The sequence below is a fragment of the Aquabacter sp. DMC10 genome (assembly GCF_056314145.1).
This window is the reverse complement of record NZ_JBQUYX010000010.1, coordinates 15,570-34,760: the sequence shown is the minus strand read 5'-3', so window position 1 is coordinate 34,760 and position 19,191 is coordinate 15,570. Positions and strand designations below refer to the sequence as shown.

The window sequence follows — 19,191 nt, the reverse complement described above, 5'->3', positions numbered from 1 at the left end:
ACGACGGCGTTGGTTCGCACTTTGGATCTGTTCTGTGGGGGTGGATGCAGCGGCTGGGGCGCAATGGCGGCTGGAGCCGAAATCGTCGCCTCAATCGACGCCTGGAAGCCCGCGGCGGACACCTACAAGGTCAACTTCCCGCGCGCGCTCGTCGTAAACGAGCGAATGGCGCGCGATAGCGTCAGGGACCTTCTGCCTGCCTCCATCGGGCCTATCGATCTTCTCATTTCGTCGCCGGAATGCACCAACCATTCCGTCGCCAAAGGCGCGAAGCCGCGTGATGAAGAGAGCCGCAGCTCCGGCTGGTACGTTGTGGAGGCGATGAGGAAGCTGAAGCCTCGCTGGTTTGTCCTTGAGAACGTTTCGGCGCTGAAAAACTGGACAGGGTTCAACGAGCTCGTCGGCGCCATGGCCGAGCTCGATTACAGGATGGATTGGGGGGTGTTGGATGCCGCCGATTTCGGTGTGCCTCAGTCTCGGCGCAGGCTGTTCATCATTGGTGATCGCGAGCGGAAGCCCAAGTTGCCGGAAAAGACCGGCATGCCTCCCGTGCCGGCGCGGTCCATCCTCGACCCCGTCGGAACGTGGAAGTCGAAGGCGCTGTATTCTCCCGGCCGCTCGTCCAACACGCTCGCCCGTGCCGAGGCGGGGATCGGGAAGCTCGGCAAGGGCGTCGACTTCCTGATCGTTTACTACGGTTCCGATAAGGCTGGTGGTTGGCAGACCCTCGACCGACCACTGCGGACCCTGACCACGCTCGACCGGTTTGGTCTGGTGGAATGGATCGATGGCGAGCCCATGCTTCGGATGCTTCAGATTCCAGAGTTGAAACGCGCCATGGGCCTCCCTCCCGAATTTTCCTTTGCCGACGTTTCGCGCCGTGATCAGGTCAAGATCCTCGGCAACGGAGTTTGCGGACCCGTTATGGAGGCGGTGGTCAGGACGTTGACGAGAGGTACCACCGCTGACCGACCAGAGCACCGTGTAGTCCGACGGGCCGCCTGAGGGGGTAGTCCCGCGCGGAGCCATTCGCGGAGCGTCGCGGCAGATCCCTTCTGTGATCCTCCCTCGGTTCTGTGGACACCCATGTTAGCTTTTGCGAGCTTCACAGGAGTGTTCGATGGGCCCACGGCGTCGGGTTTTTCCAGAGGCGTTCAAGCGGGAGGCCGTTGACCGGGTGACCTCCAGCGGCCTTTCCACCGTTCAGGTGGCACAGGAGCTGGGGCTGCACGAGACGGTGCTGCGGCGGTTGGTGAGAGACTTCGCCCCCCAGGCGAGGGCGAGGGCGCCGGCGCGGCGCCCGATCCCGCAGGCGGCGGCCCCGTCGCCGGCGGACCTTGCTGCGGAGAACGCCCGGCTCAGGCGGGAGAACGAGCGCCTGCGGATGGAGCGCGACATCCTAAAAAAAAAGCCGCGCTCATCTTCGGAGCGGCCTCCCGATGACGTTCGGGTTCGTCGATGAGCATCGCGCTGTGTGGCCGGTTCGTGTGATGTGCGCGGCCCTCGGGCTGTCGGCCAGCGGCGATGACATCCGGCTGATCCATGCGAAGAACAGCGGGACCTATGGCGCGCCCCGGATCCATGCGGTGCTGCGGGGGGGAGCGGTCGGCGCGTGGGCCGGTCCCGGATCGAGCGGCTGATGCGACGCGCCGGCATCCGGGGCCTGGCCGCCGTGCCAAGGCGCACGCGGACGATCGACAGCCGCCATTCCTATCCGATCGCGCCCAACAGGCTCGCCCGCAACTTCATGACCTGCGCCCCGAACCAGATTGGGCTGGCGGATCTCACCTACATCCCCACAGGCGAGGACTGGCTCACCCTTGCCGGCGTACTCGATATGCACACCCGCAAGCTGGTCGGTTGGTCCATCCGCGAGACCTTGCACACGCAGATCGCGCTGGAGGCCCTCGCCATGGCCATCGAGCGCCAGAGGCCGGCACCCGGTCTGATCCACCACTCGGACCGCGGCATTCAATATGCTGCCGAGGCCTATCACGGGGCGCTTGCCACCGCGGGCATCACCCCATCCATGAGCCGCAAGGGTGATTGCTGGGACAATGCGCCCATGGAGAGCTTCTTCCACACCCTAAAACCGAGCGGGTCCACCACCGCCTTTATGCCACGCGGGCCGAGGCGCGGCGGGATCTGTTCGGATACATAGAGGGCTTCTACAATTCCCGCCGCCTGCACTCGGCCCTCGGCTACATCAGCCCGGCCGAGATGGAACGCAGAGCGGCTTAACCCCGTCCACTTTTTCGGGAGAAGATCAGGGGCAGCATCAGGATTGCTGCGGCTTAGAAGCAGCCACCTCAAACGACTACGCTTGGCGCCGCATTGGCAGACCTAGATTGGTTGCATCGCCTCGGAGCCCCATCGAGTGGCATCGGCCCTGAGCCGAGATCAGCTCTTCAGCATGACATCCTGCGCCCTGCGGATCAGAGTTCTTCAATCGAGGTTAAAAGCTGCGTGCCATAAGTCTCGCCCAACCGGGCTTGCCGGGCGAGATTGACGAACGTCTTTTCTCCGATGACGATATCGGCGAGCGGCAAGACTGTGGCGAAGGCTGCCATGTCGCGCAGATCGTTCTCTGAAATAGGCTTGGCCTGATCTTCGAGTCTGACAGCCAGTTCCCTCTCGGTAGCAAGGGTCGGTACGTCAACAGGGATACTACGGACCAACGACGATCCAATGTCGGCAATACCATTCCAGTCCAACCCGAGCTTTCGGCCAGTTGCAAGAATGAAATCGAGTTCGTCGTTCATCAGCCGCACTCCATAAGCGCGTTTGCGCCGCGCCAAAGGTTCAGAAGCGATAATAGCCCGTCGTGCTTCGATTCTCGCGACGAGATCGGCCGAGCCAGCGCTGAAGCGCCTGACACTCTCGAGTCTCACGCGCTCATCGCTGGCGGTTAGATAATCGAACAGCGCCCTTGCAGGATCGGAGCGCATATGTTCGAGGACTCTATCCGATAGTGTAAAGCCAAACGTTTCAGGTGAATAATCGGCGACAGCTTCGAACCATATGTCGGACAGGAACCAGTGCTCCTTCGGCGTCGCGTGCTCGATCGAAAATTTGCCAGCCAGATAGACTTCTAGCGTCTCGCTCAATATCCGGCGTCTACCACGAAAGACGTGACCATGGCTGACAGTAGCTTGGACTGCCGCCAAATGTTCCCGTCGGATGGGATTATTGATCTTCAATGTTTCATAGATATTAGGAAAGCTCAGTGGGATAATAAAGCGCTGCTGCTCAAGCGCTGTGACGACTTTCACTAACCATGCATGCTCCTGCGAATAGCTTGCTTTGTCCCAGGCGCCGCGCGCCAACGCCACCCATGCATTCTGATCGAGATATAGTATTTGTCCCATGGCTCAACAAATAACAGTGCCGATAAGCCGATACCAGTTCAATGCCGGCTGCGCGTCCCCCATATCGCTTGCTTAGGTGCGGTTGGATGCACTCCAAAAGCAACCGCCAGCTTCGACCTGATGTTGTGTAGTTCATGCCTTGAATGCGGACGGATTGCTCCGGACCCCAACTCTCCACTAGGCCCCTCTGAACGAACGGCAGGTTTTGGTCGGCGTGGAAGTCACCCCGAATGGCAGCGATGCGGCCGGCTGCGGGATGGCAACTGTGCTGCCGGCCCATACCAGACAGTCCGGCAAACGTCCGGCAGGGTCCGCTTTAGCGCATGGCCGCCAAAATAAGACACTGCCTTCCGGTCCTGGTCCCCTGGCTGGAATGTCAAAAATTGACACCGCCGCGGCGGTCCAATATAGCCTGTCAAAAATTGACCCTTGGCAGGAGGCTTAGGTGTCGAAATTGCACATCGGACGATTCCGCAAGGTTCTGGAACTCATGAACCGCGGCGCTACGGCTGGGGAGCGCAGTGCCGCGCGGAGGGGGGCAGAAGCGATGGCCCGTGGCGCTGGAATGAGTCTGTCCGAAGCGGAGGCGATGGTCAGTGGGGGAACGAGGTCTCAACCCACGAGCTTTTTCGACGGGTTCGACGATTGGATGGAAAGGCGCGAGCCCGGTTATCTGGCAAGGAAAACGGCAGAGCGGGCGGCACGCGATGAGAGGGATGCCCTCCGACGCGTTGAGGTACTAAAGAAATACGGGTCGCAGGAGGCCCTTTTCGCCCGCACCAGGCACGAGACTTTGCTTGATGCCGCCATCGACTCCATCGCGACTTGGCGCTTCTGGACCGGAACCGATGGCGTGAGATACCGCCAAGCCGAGACCCTTGATGGGAAGGCTGCCAACTTCTGGCATGTGTCGGCAATCACTCCGGCCATCCGGAAGGCGGTGACGGAAGCGTATCCCTGGCCTTCTGATCTGAGCGCTGCCCTGCAGGAGGTGAAGGAGTGGGATCAATTGGCACTGGATCGAGGTCTGTTCCTTGGCTCCGATGGCAGCCGAGGCGAGTGGACCCATTGCCCGGAGGTCCAATGCAGGATTTTGCTGCTGGAACACGAACTGGAAGTTGGCCGGCCCGCCACCTCATGGGAGGACCTGCAGGCGCGCTTTGACTGGAAGCGGTTTGAGTACGAGCGACAAGAGATTGACAAAGAGGAACGTGACGTTTCGTTTCTTGATCGGATCGAGGCTGACTGCGCTCTCCTTCGAAAAGCGACTTGCGAAAAGTCTGATGGCGCGGTCAAGTCAGGCGTGCCCACTCGTCAACGGACGAATGCCGAGAAACGCGCTGACGTAATGTCGATGCTTCGCCATCGGCCGGAACTATCAGACCGCGAGATTGCCCGTTTTGTCGGCGTATCTCACCAGACCGTGAGCAACTGGCGAAAGAAGTCTCGAATTTAGGTGTCCTCGGACGCCAAGCTCGCGTCCCCCAGCATTCGTAACGTGTTGGGGCGGTCTATGGCGTCAGACAAGCCTTCGCCTCGGCCCTTGCCGTCACTGGACTGCTTGGCGTCAGGCCTGTCTCTCAGCGATGAAGGCGTATGGACAAGTCCTGAATAAGGTCGCTTCGCACTGCCACGGGTGGGCGGCGGAATTATCGTGCCCTTCGTGCTATCGTCTTATTCGGCCAAGAAGGGGCACTGCCCCGCCTAGCCTACCCGAACATAGACCAGAGTCCTGACGCCGAGCATCTCGCTAGGGCCAGCGCTAGGGTTATGGTGATTCGGTAGAGAGTTTTCCTTTCTTCTATAAGGCGTTATGCGAAAAGTTCTGAGGACTCTCTCTCCGCCAATTCAGTCCCTGAGTGGGCACTGCGTTTACGCCGTTCCCCGATACCAGCGCCTGAAGCAGCCGGGATTTTGATCCCATGATCCGAACCTCGCCCTCGGCAACCTCGACGCGCTGAGCAAGCGCGCGGAGATGGTCGCGGCGATAGCCCCCGCCTTCTCGGCGGATACGCTGACGTGCAGCTTCGGCGAATTTGCTCAGCATCTCCGGCGTGACGGCCTTGCTCCCGGCGTTCTGGAGCATTGCCTCGGCGCGTTCGGCATCAGCCTTAGCCTGATCGCGGATGGCTTTCAGGCTGGCAATGCGGTCCTTCAGTGCCGGGTCGTCCAGATCGGCGACGCCGGCCTCTATGGCGTCATAAAGCCGCCTGAGGCGGGCTTCAGACTCGGCTGCACGCCTGTTCAGCTCGGCGATATGCTCGAGCTGGCGCTCGGATCGCTCCTGCCGCCGGTCGAGCACTGTGGCGAGAATCGCTTCCAGCCGCTCCGGCTGGAGCAGGCGTTCCTCCAGATGGCTGGCGACAAGATCGTCCAGCTTTTCCATCGGCACCGCCATGCCGGTGCAGGCGGTCGGCCCCTGCCGCGCCTTCATGGAGCAGGCGTAGTAACGGTAGCGTCCGCCCTTGCCGGTGCGGATGGTCATGGCGCCGCCGCATTTGGCGCAATGGATCAGGCCGGTGAGCATGGTCGGGCCGCTGATCACGGCGGATGGTGTCACCCTGGGATGTCGCGCCTTGAGGAGCCCCTGCACGGTGTCGAAGGTCTCGCGGCTGATGATCGGCGGCACCGGCACGACAACGATCTCGCTGACCGGCTTCAGCTCCTTGGTCTTGGACCGCTTGTTGAACTCATGTTCGCCCATATAGGTGCGGCGGGTCAGGATGCGGTGAACCTGCCCGATGCCCCAGCGCCCACCGTCGCGGGTGAAGATGCGCCGCTTGTTGAGGTACGAGACGATGTTCTTGACGCCCATCTGGCCGGTGGTGCCGTCGCCTTCAAGGGCGAGACGATAGATCAGCCGCACGGTCTCGGCGTGGAGCGGGTCGATCTCCAGCTTCTTCTTGGTCTTTGCCCCGCGCTGCTCGGCCGCGACGATGCGATAGCCGATCGGCGGCAGGGCGCCGTTCCAGAAGCCTTGCCGGGCATTTTCCTTCAAGGCCCGCATCACATGCTTGGCGTTCTCCTTCGACTGATACTCGTCGAACAGCGCCATGATCTGCCGCATCATGACGTGCATGGGGTCATCCCCCATTTCCTGCGTGATCGAGACGAGCTTCACGCCGTTCTTCGCCAGCTTGCGGACGTAGAATTCCAGCTCGAAATGATCGCGGAAGAAGCGGCTGAACGAGTGGACGATCACCACGTCGAATGGCGCGGGCTTGGACGTGCCCGCTTCGATCATCCGCTGGAACTCGGGGCGGCGATCATTGGTGGCCGATGCGCCCGGCTCCACATAGGTGTCGATCAGTTGGTAGCCCCGCGCGGAGCACCAGGCTTCCCCCTGGCGTCTCTGGTCGGGAATTGAGACATCGTGCTCGGCCTGGCGCACCGTCGAGACGCGCAGATAGAGGGCGGCGCGCAAAGGTGCGGTCATGACTGGTATCTCCCGAGAGGATCATTTGTCCCGGCCGAGCAGATCATCGAACAGGTCACCGAACCAACGCTCGAAGACCTCGATCTCGGCCTCTGTGACCGGCACAGCTTCGGGCCAGTCATCGGTGACGATCCAGGTTGCGGGATCGTGCTTCGGTGGTCGGCCCGCAAACGGCCACGCATAACCCAGCAGCGCCTCAAGCTCGACGGATGCGCCAGAAGGAGGATGTCGTCGCGTTCTCGCCATGACGCCAGCTTCGCCCGGGACCGCGCGCGGACGAAGGGCCGATATCCACGCCACAGCCCACCGTTTCGCCCCGCGTCGCGTGACGCTCGAACAGCGGGGGCGATGCGCATCATGGCTCACTCCCTTTCCGGCTCGCCCGCGGCGACGCGGCCAGCCCGAGGAAGACGATCATCGCCTGATTGAGCCGGACCATGTCCTCGTCGTCCAGGCGACCGACCTGCTGCCCGAACTTCGCCTTCGGAACCGTCGTGATCTTGTCGACCATCAGGCGGCAGACAGCGCGCAGGCCATTTCTCTCGTTCGGCTGGACAACCAGACGGAACAGCGGGGCATCCGTCTCGTCGGTCGTGAAGGCACAGATGGTGAGAGAGTCCGTTCCCTCGAAACTGTCGTCCTGCACGATGACCACCGGGCGCAGCTTGCCCGCATAGTCCTGCCCTCCGGCAACGGTCCACACCTCGCCGCGCCTCATTCGTCGCCCCAGTCGGACACGGCATCGATGAAGGCCTGATCATCGCCGGCCTGCGCGCTCGACGCGACGGCCAGCGACTGGCGCCGCGCTTCCGCTCGGAACGCAGGTGCCCGCACATCCGGCACCCAGATCTGGATCGGCCGAAGCCCCTGGGCCCGCAATCGCGCGCGATGCTCACCGACCTTCACGCGCGAAGGCTTGGGCCCGGGTGCGGATGACATGGCAGCCTCCTCAAAAGTTACATGTAACTAGCATAGGGAGGCCCTTCTGACCAGTCCGTCTGGATGGAAAACGGCTTCTACAGGGCTCCTGAAGGCTGGGAGCCATGGCGCACGTTCGGCGGAACGCACCTTTTGGACATCTCCCTGAAGACACGGTGAAAATTACGGTTTCCGCGCCTCAGGGCACATTGGGAAATCTCCCCGTACATTGCCCCCGCGAACGCTAAGTCACGGAAAAACAACGACCGACCCAACGCGCAATGTGTGGGCTTTTATCCTGCCCTCTTAATCGGTTGTGTTTTCGCCGATCTTCTAGGCATCGTCATTTATACTTCAGGATACGAGAATATACTCTGTCGTTCGCCATGACACGCTTTCTCCTTGCGGCTTTCGAGTTGCGATGTGCCTTGCACTCTTCCGCGCTCGTCGACGGGGTATTCCGGCTGCCCTTTGGCAGCGCCCGAACCGTCGAGGTGCATTTTTCCATCGGTCTGACGGGGCATCGTCACAGGCACTCGGGCGCGGTCCGACCGGCTGTCCGCCGGTACGGCCGCAGGCAAGATATCGTGCGTCCCGTCGTTGATGGTCTGCATCGGTCCTCATCCGCCGTGGCGGAGCTCGCGTGATCAGTCGGCGACCGTTATCGAGCGGTCGCGCTGCGGTTGTTTCGTCGTGGGCCGGTCATGCGTGCGCCCCCAGCAGCTTGCCGTCCTTGATCTGGGCGCGTGCGGCGCGGTCCGCTTCGCTCGCCGTCGGATCGCCGACGTAGAAGGTTCCGTCGCTCCACATGGCGTGCATGATCACCGACAGCTTGCGCGCCACCGCGACCACCGCCTTGCGGTGGCAGGAGCGTTTGGCGATCTCCTTGCCCCAGGTCTGGACCTTGTCGCGCCCCTTGAACCGCGTCATCAGCGCCGACGCCGCCTCGTAGAGCGCACATCGGACATCGGCGTCGCCGGCCTTGGAGATTCGCCCTTTCACGTCGATCGACGTGCCCGACTGCCAGCGCCGGGAGGTCAGCCCGAAGTACGCTGCAACGTCGCGCGAGCGGCGGAAGCGCGACGGGTCGTCGATCGCGGTCATGAACGATAGGGCCGTCACCGGACCGACGCCGGGGATCGCCATGAAACGGCGACACAGCTCGCTGCCAGCCACCATCTTCACGACCAGATCGTGCAGCCGCACATACTGTTTCCACAGCGCCGCGCGCGCCGTCAGCATGGCGTCCATCAACTCGGCAGTGAGCGGATCGTCCGCCGCCGCCTCGCGTACGGCCTGGTCAAATTTGCCCCGCGAGGTGCCTCCCAGCTTCACGCCGAAGCTCTTGAGCGAGTGGCGGATGGCGTTCTCCAGATCGAGGAACTTGCGCTTCAGATTGCGCCGGTGCGTCAGCAGCAGGCGCATCCGATAGCAGCCTTCCGTCTTCACATGTGCCTGGCGGAACCAGCCGGTGCGCATGATGTGTGCGAGGCCGAGCGCGTCCTTCTCGTCGGTCTTGTTGCGCTGCGCCGACATTGCCGCGCGCACGTGCTTGGTCTCCAGGCAGATCGCCGGCAGGCCCAGCTTCAGCAACTCGGGGTGCAGCCAGGGCGAAAGTGCGCCGGCCTCGTGCCCGACGCGCCGCAGCCGTCCGACGAACGGCTTGAGCACCGCCGCCAGCGCCTCCGGTTCGGTCGCGACCTTCACCGTCAGATGCACCTCGCCCCGATCGTCGACGACGCACACCGCCGTTTCCTCGATCGCCACGTCCAGCCCGCAAAAATACTCCATCAGCCGCCTCCTGCGTGGTGTGACGGTGGGCAGTCTAGCGGTTGCGGCGTCGCTCGCAGGCGAGGGTACCGGGGCTGGCGCGGCCCGCCGATTACGGGCGGCACTCAAGCCCCTACGCCGGTGCCCTTTGAAATCGCCGCCGACCGCCCTAAGGGAAATCCGCCGTACGGCCCCACTGGCGCGGGGGTGGATCGTCGCGATACCTTCAACACATGCACGGATGACTTGCCGGCTGTTGAAGGGATTTCATGCGGACCTGGATGCGTTGCGGGTGCAGCATGTGCGCTCTTCCACCGCACCGCGCGCAGCGATGTGACGGCGGAAAATGTGCGCCCGACGCGCCGAGTCGGTGCATGAGGACTGCTATGCAACAGGAGATCGGGGCGACACGGAATTGACCAACGAAGCGTTCGCCCGGATCAAGATCGACCAGCTCCTGAAGGATGCCGCATGGCGCCTGACGGACGGTCGCAGCGTCAGATATGAATACCCGCTCGATGATGGCGGCCGAGCGGACTATGTGCTGTTCGATCGCCTCGGCCGTGCGGTTGCCGTGCTGGAAGCGAAGAGCACGAGTGTCAGCCTGACGGCGGGTGAGGCGCAGGGGCGGCGCTATGCCGATCTGCTCGGCGTGCCCTTTATCTTTCTCTCCAACGGCGAAGAAATCTGGTTCTGCGACAAGGGGCAGGATGCGCACTTCCGCCGAGTGGAGACCGTTTTCAGTCAGGATGATCTCGTGCGCCGAAAGGCAGCGCGCGACATCCGTCGCAATCCGCTCGACATCCCGATCGACAGCCGCATTGCCGGCGGCGGCGGGCGCCACCATCAAAGCGCCTGCATCGAAACCCTCTGCCGAGGGATCGTCAGCGGACGGCGGAAAATGCTGGTCGAGATGGCAACCGGCACCGGAAAGACGCGCACGGCGGCCGCGCTGATCAAGCGCCTGTTCGATGCCAACTGGTCAACGCGCGCGCTGTTCGTGGTCGATCGCAACACCCTCGCCATTCAGGCGGAGGACGCCTTCGCCGAGCATCTGCCGCATCTCCCGTGCTACCGCGTGCCGCGTACCGGGCGCCGCTTTCAGGATGAAAAGCGGGTCACGATCGTCACGCTCCAGACGCTCGTGAACGAGTATGAGAAATATTCCGCCGGCTATTTCGACCTCATCCTCATCGATGAATGCCACCGCAGCATTTACGGCCAGTGGCGCCGTGCGCTGGACCATTTTGACGGCATCAAGATCGGCCTCACCGCCACACCCTGCGTCATGCGGGACGCGCCGGATGTGGACGAGGAGGACCGCGCCGCCATCCGCGATACCCTGCGCTTCTTCGAGGTGGATCGCCCGACCTACAGCTACAGCATGGCCGAGGCGATCGCGGACGGCCATCTCGTTCCCTATGAGATCTATCGCGCCATGACCGCCCGCACGGCGGCCACCGACGGCTTCACGGTTGCGCGCACCGACATTGATTGGCGCGCGCTGGATGCGGAGACCCGCGCCGAACTGGAAGCCCTGTTTGCGGATCATGATCCGCTCACCGTCGACCCCACCGCGCTTGAGCGCAAGTTCACCATCCCCGAGCGCAACCGCGCCATGGTGCGCGAGTTTCGCGAGGTGCTGGAGAACGGCTATACCGCGCCGAGCGGGATTCGCCGTGCGCCGGAATGGGGCAAGACCATCGTGTTCGCGGTCACCAAGCGCCATGCAGAGACGCTGGCGCGCATGTTTGATGATGTCTTCGCCGACAAGAAGCCGAGCCCCACCACGCGCTATGCCGACTTCGTCGTGTCAGGCATGGGGCCGGACGACAGCGTGGACGGCAACGCCAAGATCAAGCGGTTCAAGAACGAACCGTTTCCGCAGATCCTCGTCAGCGTGAACATGCTGGACACCGGTTTCGATTGCCCGGAGGTCCGCAATCTGGTGATGGCGCGCTTCACCCATTCTTCGATCCTCTACCAGCAGATGCGCGGCCGGGGCACACGGCAGGCGCCGGGTAAGGATCGTTTCACTTTGTGGGATTTCACCGGCGTCACCCTGCGCCATGGTGATGACGAGGCGCCGGGCGAAGGCGGGGCGGTTGTGGTGCGCCCTGCGGAACGGCCGCAGGGCCAGCCGCGCCGCATGCTGACGCTGGATGTGCATGATGAGATCGACCCCGCCACCCGCGAATGGGTGACGGTGGATGAAACCGGGCGCGCGTTCATGGACCCGGAGGAAGCCCGCGCCGAGGCTCTTGGGGCAGCGTTCGAGACCTGGCTGGATGGCCAGTCGTTCGACACCGACCAGTTGCGGCTGCTGCATCTCATCAAGGAGCAGATCAAGGCCAATGCGGCCGAACTCACCAGCTTCGAAAGCTGGCGCTTTGACCAGCCGCCGCTTGCCATGAATGGCGGATTTGCCCGTGGCTGCGCGGTGTTCGGCGGCGAGAGCGAGCTGGAGCGGGTGCTCTCCAGCCTGAACGCGAGCGTGTTCGGCATCGATGGCACGGGCCGCACGCCCGATCCGGAAAACCCAGACCAACCCGCCAATTGAAGGCCGAGTATGCCCTTTACGCCCGATATGCGCCGCAAGGTCGATCAGATCCGCGACTATCTTTACGGTGGCGGCTATCCCGACCCGCTGTCCAACGCCGAACAGCTCAGCTTCCTGTTTTTCTTCTACATGATCGAGGGCATCGACGCCGCCAATGTGCGCCAGTCCAGGGCCACGGGGCGCGGCTACACCTCGCTGTTCTCCGGCGACTGGACCTTGCGCAACCCGCTGAACGCCCCGGCCAAGGGAGTGGAGAGCATCCCGCGCGAACGCATGCGCTGGTCCAGCTGGGCCAATGCCATGTCGGGCGAGCCGCTCGTCACCTTCGTCCGAGACGAGGTGTTTCCCTTCTTCGCCGCCATCGGCGATGAGTTCGGCCTCAGCTTCATGGCGCAGGCGCGCCTTGTCATCGACGAGCCAACCGTGCTCACCCAGATCGTGACGCTCGTGAACGAGCTGAAACTGGAGGACGCGGACCCCGACACCAAGGGCGACCTGTTCGAGCATGTGCTGCGCCAGATCAAGCAGGCGGGCGAGCTGGGCCAGTTCCGCACCCCGCGCCACATCATCCGCGCCATTGTCGATCTGGTGGACCCGAAGATCGGCGAGACGGTCTATGACCCCGCCGCCGGCACCGCCGGATTCCTGGTGGCGGCCTATGAGCATATCCGACTCGCCAATTCCTCGGCCAATGGGCGGGAGGTGGCGGAGCTGGAGGGTAAGAGTTTCGAGCGCGGCTTTGGCGACCGGCTGAACGCCGCGCAATGGCGCAAGCTCCAGGCCGAAACCTTCTACGGCAATGACGTCGACCCCAAAATGGTCAGCCTCGCCAGCATGAATCTGGCGCTGCGCGGCCTGCCGGATGTGCGCATCCTGAAGCGGAACGTGCTCACCTCCTCCTTCGACCGGCAGGCGAAGATGGAGCGGAACCTGCCGCTCGACGGCTATGACGTGATCCTCGCCAACCCGCCCTTCTCCGGCCGGATCGACCGCGACCGCATCGTCGATGATGTGCGGATCGGCACCAGCACCGCCACCGAACTTCTGTTCGTGAAATACATGATCGACAATCTGAAGCCGGGCGGGCGCTGCGGCGTCATCGTGCCGGAGGGCGTGCTGTTCGGCTCCACCGGGGCGCACAAGGAATTGCGCCGCATGCTGATGCAGAACAACCGGGTGGAGGCGGTGCTGTCATTGCCCGGCGGGGTGTTTCAGCCCTATTCCGGGGTGAAGACCAGCGTGCTGGTGTTCGCGCGCGGCGGGCGCACGCAGGAGGTGATGTTCCTCCACGCCAGCAATGACGGCTTCAAGCTGGACGCCAACCACGACCAGCCCATCGAAGCCGACGATCTCCCTGGCCTCATCGCCGCCTTCAACAGCCGCGGCGAGATGCGGGAGGACTGGCTGGCGCGGGACGAGAGCCAACCCTGGACGGAAAACTGGTGGTTCGCCGACGCCGCAACAATCGAGCGCGAGGACTGGAACCTCTCCGCTTCCCGCTACCGGCCCGAGAGCCGCGAGGCGGCGGAGCACCGCGATCCCCGCGCCTTGCTGGCGGAGCTGCGCGACGAGACGGCGGCGATCCTCGGCGATATCGAGGCTCTGGCGGCTGAGCTTGGGGAGCCGGTGACGTGAAGCGCCATCTTGTCGAGCTCGGAAGCATTGCGACCATCGTTGCCGGACAGTCGCCCCCCGGCAGCAGCTATAATAGTCAGGGACAAGGTCTCCCCTTTTTTCAGGGTAAAGCCGAGTTTGGCGACGTTTACCCGAAACCTACAAAATGGTGCACGGCACCAGCCAAGCTGGCCGAGGTCGGGGATATACTGATCTCTGTGCGAGCTCCCGTTGGACCTACCAATCTCGCAGCCGAAAAATGTTGCATCGGGCGAGGATTAGCGGCGATTCGACCTAACCCTCTTAAGGCGGATAGTGGGTTTGTTCATTGGGCCGTTATCGCCGCACGGCCTGCATTAGAACGAAAAGGTAATGGTAGTACGTTCACGGCAATTAACCGTGGTGACCTCGCAGCCCTGCAAATCCCTCTCCCGCCGCTGGACGAGCAGCGTCGGATCGTGGGGCTGTTGGACCGGGCGGCAGAGATCAGGCGCCGCGCCGACGCCGCTCGCGCCAAGGCCCGCACCATCATCCCCGCCCTCTTTCTCGACATGTTCGGCGACCCGGCGACCAATCCGAAGGGGTGGGCGGTTACGACGGTTGGAGATGCAGGAGAAGTGAAGCTCGGGCGTCAACGGGCTCCCAGATATCAGTCGGGCAATTTCACGCGGCCATATGTACGTGTTGCGAACGTCTTTGAAGACCGGATCGATATTTCAGACTTGCTTTCGATGGATTTCGACAATCGGGATTTTGAAACGTATCGACTGTCCTATGGCGATATTCTGCTGAACGAGGGTCAGAGCATCGAATTAGTGGGTCGCCCGGCAATGTGGCGAAGTGAGGTGGAAGACTGCTGTTTTCAGAACACCCTTGTTCGTTTCAGATGCGACCGAGCACAAATTCTTCCAGAGTTCGCTCTGGCAGCATTTTTGCGAATGTACCGAGATGGGCAACTGTCAAAGATCGCAAGTAAGACGTCGAATGTTGCGCACCTTGGAGCCAGCAGGTTCGCAAAGCTTCCGATAGTGCTTCCCCCGCTCCCCCTGCAAACCGCCTTCGCCGAACAGGCCAACCGCCTGGACGCGCTCGCCCGCGCGCTGGACGCCGCCGCCGCCAAGGCCGAGGCCATGGCCGCCGCGCTCTCCGCCGAGGTGTTCGGATGAACGCCCCCGACTCCGCGCCCGAGGACGCCATTCTTGAGGCCACCCGCCACGCCGCCCTGCAATTCGCCGCCCTGCGCTTCGGCCAACTCACCTCCCGCCTGATCTGGCGCCTGCGGCGCATCCCGGCCACCGGCATCTTCGGCGATGATTACACCTGCCGCACCCTGTGGGATGAAATCTGCGTCGAGGTGCAGGATGGCCCGTTTGATGACGGGCTGTTCAGCGATCCGGACGAAATAGAACTGCCGGGCGTCTCCTACGCCTCCGATAGCACGATCGCCCCCTTCCTCCGCGCCGCCATCGAGGCACTGCCCCAACAGGAAGCCGTCTTGCTGACCCTATGGGCCATCGACGACTGGGACGAGCGGGAACAGGCGGAAACCGTCGGCACCATCAACATCGACGCCATGATGACCATGCTCCGCACCATGCTCAGCCGTGAAGCGAGCGCCGTCGACCTGTGGAAGTTCCGCGAATGATGCACGCCCCTCTTGCCACCGAGGTGTTTGGATGACGACCGATCGCCTGCAAGCTGCTTGGCGCTATGTCGGAGCAGAGCTGTGGCGGCCCCTGTTCGCCCAATTCGGGCATGCCCACTCCGACCTACCGGTCGAAGTCGTTCGCACCCTGCTGGTCCGCCCGCGCGGCATGGCACAGATATTTGTTGAAGCCGGCCGGTATCCCACGCTTGATACGCTTCACGCGGACGCGGCGACCTCTCTTGATAGCGTTGCAGATGCCCGTGCGGCCCTGCGCCGTATCAAACCAGAGTTCTTCATCGACGGACGTGCCATCGCAATCCTTCTGGCGGACATCGCGGTCGCACTCGAAGAATACGGCAACCCTGATTTGGAGGAAGCGTACCGCACCCGCCTCGAACAATTCATCCGACGCCACGCACTCCCCTACCGCATTGATGTCGAGCCCGTGAGGCTGCTGCCGTTACTCCATGGAGAAGTTGACGCGCTTTATCGCAGCCTGCTCGTTCGTGCCGCGTCTAGTCCGCAATTGGCGGAGGCGCTGACTGGGTTTGAAAACGCCTGGCACCGTCAGTCTGTCGATTGGAGCCAGATCAATGCGAAGGAGGCAATCCGCACGGCATCGCTTTTGGCGGAGAACATGCTGACCTCGGCATCAGCGGGACGGGAGCGTGAATTCAGCCGCGCCTTAACGCGGATGCGGAACGGAAACCGTTTCCCCAGCAACGATTTTGCGAACATCTTCGAGCGCGCTTACACCTTCGCCAACACCTATCCCAACATCCGTCACCCCGGCGATCCCGATTGTGTAAAACGCGACTTGCGGCGGGAGGATGCCGTTCTAGCGGCTCTTGTGTTCGTCGGTCTGTCCGCCTGCGCTCATGATCTCTGTGACGACGGGGGATGATCGGTTTACCTATAAGGAAACTAACAAACTGGCTGAGCGAGGGGGAAGTGAGATGAGGAACTTTCGGGATGCATTGGCGCCGCTATCCGCGCGCATGATCCGCGAGCATCAAGTCCTCCACATTGCCGCCGACCTTCCGCAAGACGATGGCGCGATTGATCGGGCGCGTAGCGAAATCCTGAAATGGGCGCAGAGGCGCAGCGGCGGAAAGCTCCCGAGCGATGCCATGGCGGGGCGCGGTTTCGATTTGTTGGTGGCAGGTCGCAACAGCAGTGCAGTGGAGGTCGATCTTCCGGAAATCCACGCTTGGGCACTGCGTCAAGAAGACCCCGATAAGCAGATCGCAGGGCGCATCTGGACGTCGGAAGCGATTCTGTGGCGGACGCCGGACCACCCCCCGCGCTTTGCAGCCCGATTGATCGTCGGCAGTGGAGAGGCCGAACTTGATATTGCCCCGGCGGCGCCCGGTTACGTTCGGCAACTCATTGATACGATAGGCCTGACAAGCGGAGGACAGGCGCTGTCCTCGCTTCCTTGGTACGTCGGAGACCAACAGGCGCAGGATACCTTTCTGGACCTACTGGCCTCTCCAGCCCGCCGTCTGCCGGTGGTCACCGTCTCGGTGATGGACAGGGCCAATCCGGAACTGACACTCGATATCGAGAAGCTCGCGGCGGGTCTCTGTGGGCTGGCGCACGTTGTGGCAATCCTGCCGGAAACGTCGTGGGCGTTGACAGAGCAGTTCGGCAAGCGGCTGTCAGTGTTCGACCGAGCCGTTCGAATCTATATGCCCGGGTTCGACGATGATGCTGATCCGTTCGGACACCCGCTGTGGCTCGGCGCGCGATTAGCCAACTTTGACGGCGCGAACTTGGTGGATCGGCAGATCCGCGGGCGCGTCGCACAGTACAGCACGCGAGCTGTCCGCCTAGGGCAAGACATCCTGCCATTCGCCCAACTCCGCAGCTACACCCGGAAAGCGGAACAAGAACGCCTTGTGAGTAGTGGAGCAAGCGATACCGAGAAGCTGTCGGCAGCAGAAAGCCGGATCGCCGCAATCACGAAGGAACTGACCGAAGCCAAAGATATGGAGCAATACGCGCTGGAGGAGGCGAGCAAAGCGCAGCTTCGCGCCGAAGAAGCCGAAAGCCGCGAACGGAACGCGACGGCCCAGATCCAAATGCTCCTGCAAAGGTTGTCCGATGCCGGCGGGGTTGGCAACGACGCCCAAGCCCTTCCAAAAAATTGGGAATACTTCGAAGATTGGTGTGACTCTGCACTGGTGGGACGCGTTTCCCTTACAAGCGCAGCAAGACGTGGCTGCAAAAAGGCTCTGTATGCTGATGTCGAACAGGCCGCACGCTGCCTGCTGTGGTTGGCCACCGAATGTCGCACGCGCCTCCTGGAGGGGGGCGGATCGCTCCGCGACGAGCCCATTGAAGACGGAATTCGGAACGCCGCGTGTGGCGGCGATGAGTTCACGTTCGATTGGCAATCGCAGCGCTTAACTGCAGCTTGGCACGTGAAAACGGGTGGAAATACGCGTGCACCCGAGAATTGCTTACGCATTTATTATGGCTGGGATGATCAGACGCAGCAGGTTATCGTTGCTGACATGCCCGCCCATCGGAAAAACGGTGCAAGTTGATTTGGTCACACACAGCTGATGACTGTTTAAGTCCTGCATCAAACGATGCAGGTTATCCTGAGTTACCCGTATGATGCTCAAACGGCAGCTCAACGTGATGGACGCCGGCGACGTCTCCCGGAATAATGTTGAGTGGATAGCTGTCGAGCAGAGCAAGAAGCCGGACTGACCCGGCGGCCTTATTCCCGACTTTGCGGGCGGGTTGCGGACTTCACGAACGGCACGGGAGGGAAAATGGCGCAGTTCCTCGATCACAAGCAGGTGCGCAGCGCAGTCCAGACTGTTATCGCGGGTGACGACGTCAGATGCGCCGTCGCGTTCTGGGGTGATGGCGCGCTCAAAGCGCTGTTCGGCTCCAAGAAGCGTGCCTCCAAGGCGCGGATCATCTGCGACCTCTCGATGGGCGGCACCAACCCCGAGGAACTGGTGCTGCTCGGGGCGCCCGACAATCCCCAACTCAAGCATCTAAGGGGATTACACGCGAAACTGTACCTTTCAAGTGCCGGCATAGTCGTCACCTCGGCCAATGCCTCGAATCGTGGCATTGGCTTTGCCGAGTCACCCGCGCTGACCGAGTGCGGCACATTTCATCAGAACGATACGACCGTGTTCCGCAAAGGCGCGAAGTGGTTCGAGGCAATCTGGGGGAAAGCCGACGTAGTCGATCCCCAGGCCCTCGCCACAGCTCGCGCAGCCTGGGTAAAGCGACCGCGGCCCGGTGCCCCTAAAGGCACGCCCTCAACCGCTGCATCCGACACCCTGCTGCGGACCATCGCGGCTGACCCGGACCGCTATCGAGGGATCGGCGTGGTCTTCTCGTCGGGCGAGGCCGATCGCGAAGATGTCGAGCACGCAGCCGAGGCAGCGATGGCGGTCGAGGGCAAGCGCGGCAAGCCGAAGTTGACGAAGGAAGAGATCGCCCGCCTGCCGAACTGGCCGAAGGGAAATTTGTTTACCGGCTGGTCGGATGCGGACGCAAACGCCTGGCCCAGGCTGTTCCTCTGCGCGCACCGTGGCGCGCGCGGGGCATATTCCTACTGGTGCTATTCGCGATTCTTCGAGGTGAAGCTCGATCAGGACGAATGGTCGATATTCGCCGAACGGTCCCCGGAGTTGCGATCGCGTATCGGGTTGACGGACACCCCGCGGCAGAGCGCCCGCGCCGAGGATGAGCTTCTCGAACAGATATTCATGCACCTCGACTCAGTCGCCGGACCTGATGAAATCGGCTACCGACTGTGTGAGAGCCCCGTGCATCTCGGCCAGTTACTCGCCGATGTCGATTCCGATAGATCGGTGAATGCCAATCTTGTGGCGTAAAGATC

15 protein-coding genes and 1 pseudogene are annotated in these 19,191 nt (G+C 62.4%); 10 read left to right on the top strand and 6 right to left on the bottom strand.

Going from position 1 to position 19,191, the window contains the following annotated elements; genetic code table 11:
* The first annotated feature begins 9 nt into the window (after positions 1-9).
* Positions 10-1,005: a DNA cytosine methyltransferase gene (locus ACT54L_RS22780; RefSeq protein WP_476087951.1), complete on the top strand. Its 996-nt coding sequence runs from the start codon at positions 10-12 to the stop codon at positions 1,003-1,005.
* Positions 1,006-1,120: 115 nt separating this feature from the next.
* Positions 1,121-2,241, top strand: a pseudogene (locus tag ACT54L_RS22775) (IS3 family transposase).
* A 194-nt stretch (positions 2,242-2,435) separates the two neighbouring features.
* Here ACT54L_RS22775 and ACT54L_RS22770 read toward each other — a convergent pair.
* Complete coding sequence (locus ACT54L_RS22770; protein WP_476087950.1) at positions 2,436-3,332, bottom strand: hypothetical protein; 897 nt, start codon at positions 3,330-3,332, stop codon at positions 2,436-2,438.
* A 481-nt stretch (positions 3,333-3,813) separates the two neighbouring features.
* On the opposite strand from ACT54L_RS22770, the gene ACT54L_RS22765 reads away from it, so the two are divergent.
* Positions 3,814-4,824: a hypothetical protein gene (locus ACT54L_RS22765; RefSeq protein WP_476087949.1), complete on the top strand. Its 1,011-nt coding sequence runs from the start codon at positions 3,814-3,816 to the stop codon at positions 4,822-4,824.
* Positions 4,825-5,169: 345 nt separating this feature from the next.
* On the opposite strand, the gene ACT54L_RS22760 is transcribed toward ACT54L_RS22765, so the two are convergent.
* The 5 genes from ACT54L_RS22760 to ACT54L_RS22740 form a co-directional block, all read right to left on the bottom strand.
* Positions 5,170-6,804, bottom strand: a complete 1,635-nt coding sequence (locus tag ACT54L_RS22760) for a recombinase family protein (protein WP_476087948.1) — start codon at positions 6,802-6,804, stop codon at positions 5,170-5,172.
* Positions 6,805-6,825: 21 nt separating this feature from the next.
* Entirely contained in the window at positions 6,826-7,050 is a 225-nt protein-coding gene (locus tag ACT54L_RS22755) for a hypothetical protein (protein ID WP_476087947.1), read from the bottom strand.
* Positions 7,051-7,159: 109 nt separating this feature from the next.
* Complete coding sequence (locus ACT54L_RS22750; RefSeq protein WP_476087946.1) at positions 7,160-7,522, bottom strand: type II toxin-antitoxin system PemK/MazF family toxin; 363 nt, start codon at positions 7,520-7,522, stop codon at positions 7,160-7,162.
* Positions 7,519-7,743 carry an antitoxin MazE family protein gene (locus tag ACT54L_RS22745; RefSeq protein ID WP_476087945.1) on the bottom strand — a complete coding sequence of 75 codons (225 nt, stop codon included), beginning with the start codon at positions 7,741-7,743 and terminating at the stop codon, positions 7,519-7,521. Before ACT54L_RS22745 ends, ACT54L_RS22750 begins: the two co-directional genes overlap by 4 nt.
* A gap of 681 nt (positions 7,744-8,424) precedes the next feature.
* Positions 8,425-9,513: an IS110 family RNA-guided transposase gene (locus ACT54L_RS22740; protein ID WP_476087944.1), complete on the bottom strand. Its 1,089-nt coding sequence runs from the start codon at positions 9,511-9,513 to the stop codon at positions 8,425-8,427.
* Between the two features lie 394 nt (positions 9,514-9,907).
* On the opposite strand from ACT54L_RS22740, the gene ACT54L_RS22735 reads away from it, so the two are divergent.
* From ACT54L_RS22735 to ACT54L_RS22705, 7 genes are all read left to right on the top strand, one after another.
* Positions 9,908-12,052: a DEAD/DEAH box helicase family protein gene (locus ACT54L_RS22735; protein WP_476087943.1), complete on the top strand. Its 2,145-nt coding sequence runs from the start codon at positions 9,908-9,910 to the stop codon at positions 12,050-12,052.
* Between the two features lie 9 nt (positions 12,053-12,061).
* The gene (locus ACT54L_RS22730) at positions 12,062-13,687 is read left to right on the top strand and encodes an HsdM family class I SAM-dependent methyltransferase (RefSeq protein ID WP_476087942.1); all 1,626 of its coding nucleotides are present in this window, start codon (positions 12,062-12,064) and stop codon (positions 13,685-13,687) included.
* Complete coding sequence (locus tag ACT54L_RS22725) at positions 13,684-14,832, top strand: restriction endonuclease subunit S (RefSeq protein ID WP_476087941.1); 1,149 nt, start codon at positions 13,684-13,686, stop codon at positions 14,830-14,832. The genes ACT54L_RS22730 and ACT54L_RS22725 overlap by 4 nt, the downstream gene beginning before the upstream one ends.
* Positions 14,829-15,311, top strand: a complete 483-nt coding sequence (locus ACT54L_RS22720) for a hypothetical protein (protein WP_476087940.1) — start codon at positions 14,829-14,831, stop codon at positions 15,309-15,311. Before ACT54L_RS22725 ends, ACT54L_RS22720 begins: the two co-directional genes overlap by 4 nt.
* A gap of 31 nt (positions 15,312-15,342) precedes the next feature.
* On the top strand, positions 15,343-16,218 hold the full coding sequence (locus tag ACT54L_RS22715; RefSeq protein WP_476087939.1) for a hypothetical protein: 876 nt from the start codon (positions 15,343-15,345) through the stop codon (positions 16,216-16,218).
* Between the two features lie 52 nt (positions 16,219-16,270).
* Entirely contained in the window at positions 16,271-17,866 is a 1,596-nt protein-coding gene (locus tag ACT54L_RS22710) for a hypothetical protein (RefSeq protein WP_476087938.1), read from the top strand.
* Between the two features lie 234 nt (positions 17,867-18,100).
* Entirely contained in the window at positions 18,101-19,186 is a 1,086-nt protein-coding gene (locus ACT54L_RS22705; protein WP_476087937.1) for a phospholipase D family protein, read from the top strand.
* The last annotated feature ends 5 nt before the right edge of the window (positions 19,187-19,191 follow it).

Bases quoted from the DNA above. Each gene is read 5' to 3' on its own strand.
- ACT54L_RS22760 (WP_476087948.1), bottom strand. From the start codon at position 6,804: ATGACCGCACCTTTGCGCGCCGCCCTCTATCTGCGCGTCTCGACGGTG.
- ACT54L_RS22755 (WP_476087947.1), bottom strand. From the start codon at position 7,050: ATGGCGAGAACGCGACGACATCCTCCTTCTGGCGCATCCGTCGAGCTT.
- ACT54L_RS22750 (WP_476087946.1), bottom strand. From the start codon at position 7,522: ATGAGGCGCGGCGAGGTGTGGACCGTTGCCGGAGGGCAGGACTATGCG.
- ACT54L_RS22745 (WP_476087945.1), bottom strand. From the start codon at position 7,743: ATGTCATCCGCACCCGGGCCCAAGCCTTCGCGCGTGAAGGTCGGTGAG.
- ACT54L_RS22740 (WP_476087944.1), bottom strand. From the start codon at position 9,513: ATGGAGTATTTTTGCGGGCTGGACGTGGCGATCGAGGAAACGGCGGTG.
- ACT54L_RS22730 (WP_476087942.1), top strand. From the start codon at position 12,062: ATGCCCTTTACGCCCGATATGCGCCGCAAGGTCGATCAGATCCGCGAC.
- ACT54L_RS22720 (WP_476087940.1), top strand. From the start codon at position 14,829: ATGAACGCCCCCGACTCCGCGCCCGAGGACGCCATTCTTGAGGCCACC.
- ACT54L_RS22715 (WP_476087939.1), top strand. From the start codon at position 15,343: ATGACGACCGATCGCCTGCAAGCTGCTTGGCGCTATGTCGGAGCAGAG.
- ACT54L_RS22710 (WP_476087938.1), top strand. From the start codon at position 16,271: ATGAGGAACTTTCGGGATGCATTGGCGCCGCTATCCGCGCGCATGATC.
- ACT54L_RS22705 (WP_476087937.1), top strand. From the start codon at position 18,101: ATGGCGCAGTTCCTCGATCACAAGCAGGTGCGCAGCGCAGTCCAGACT.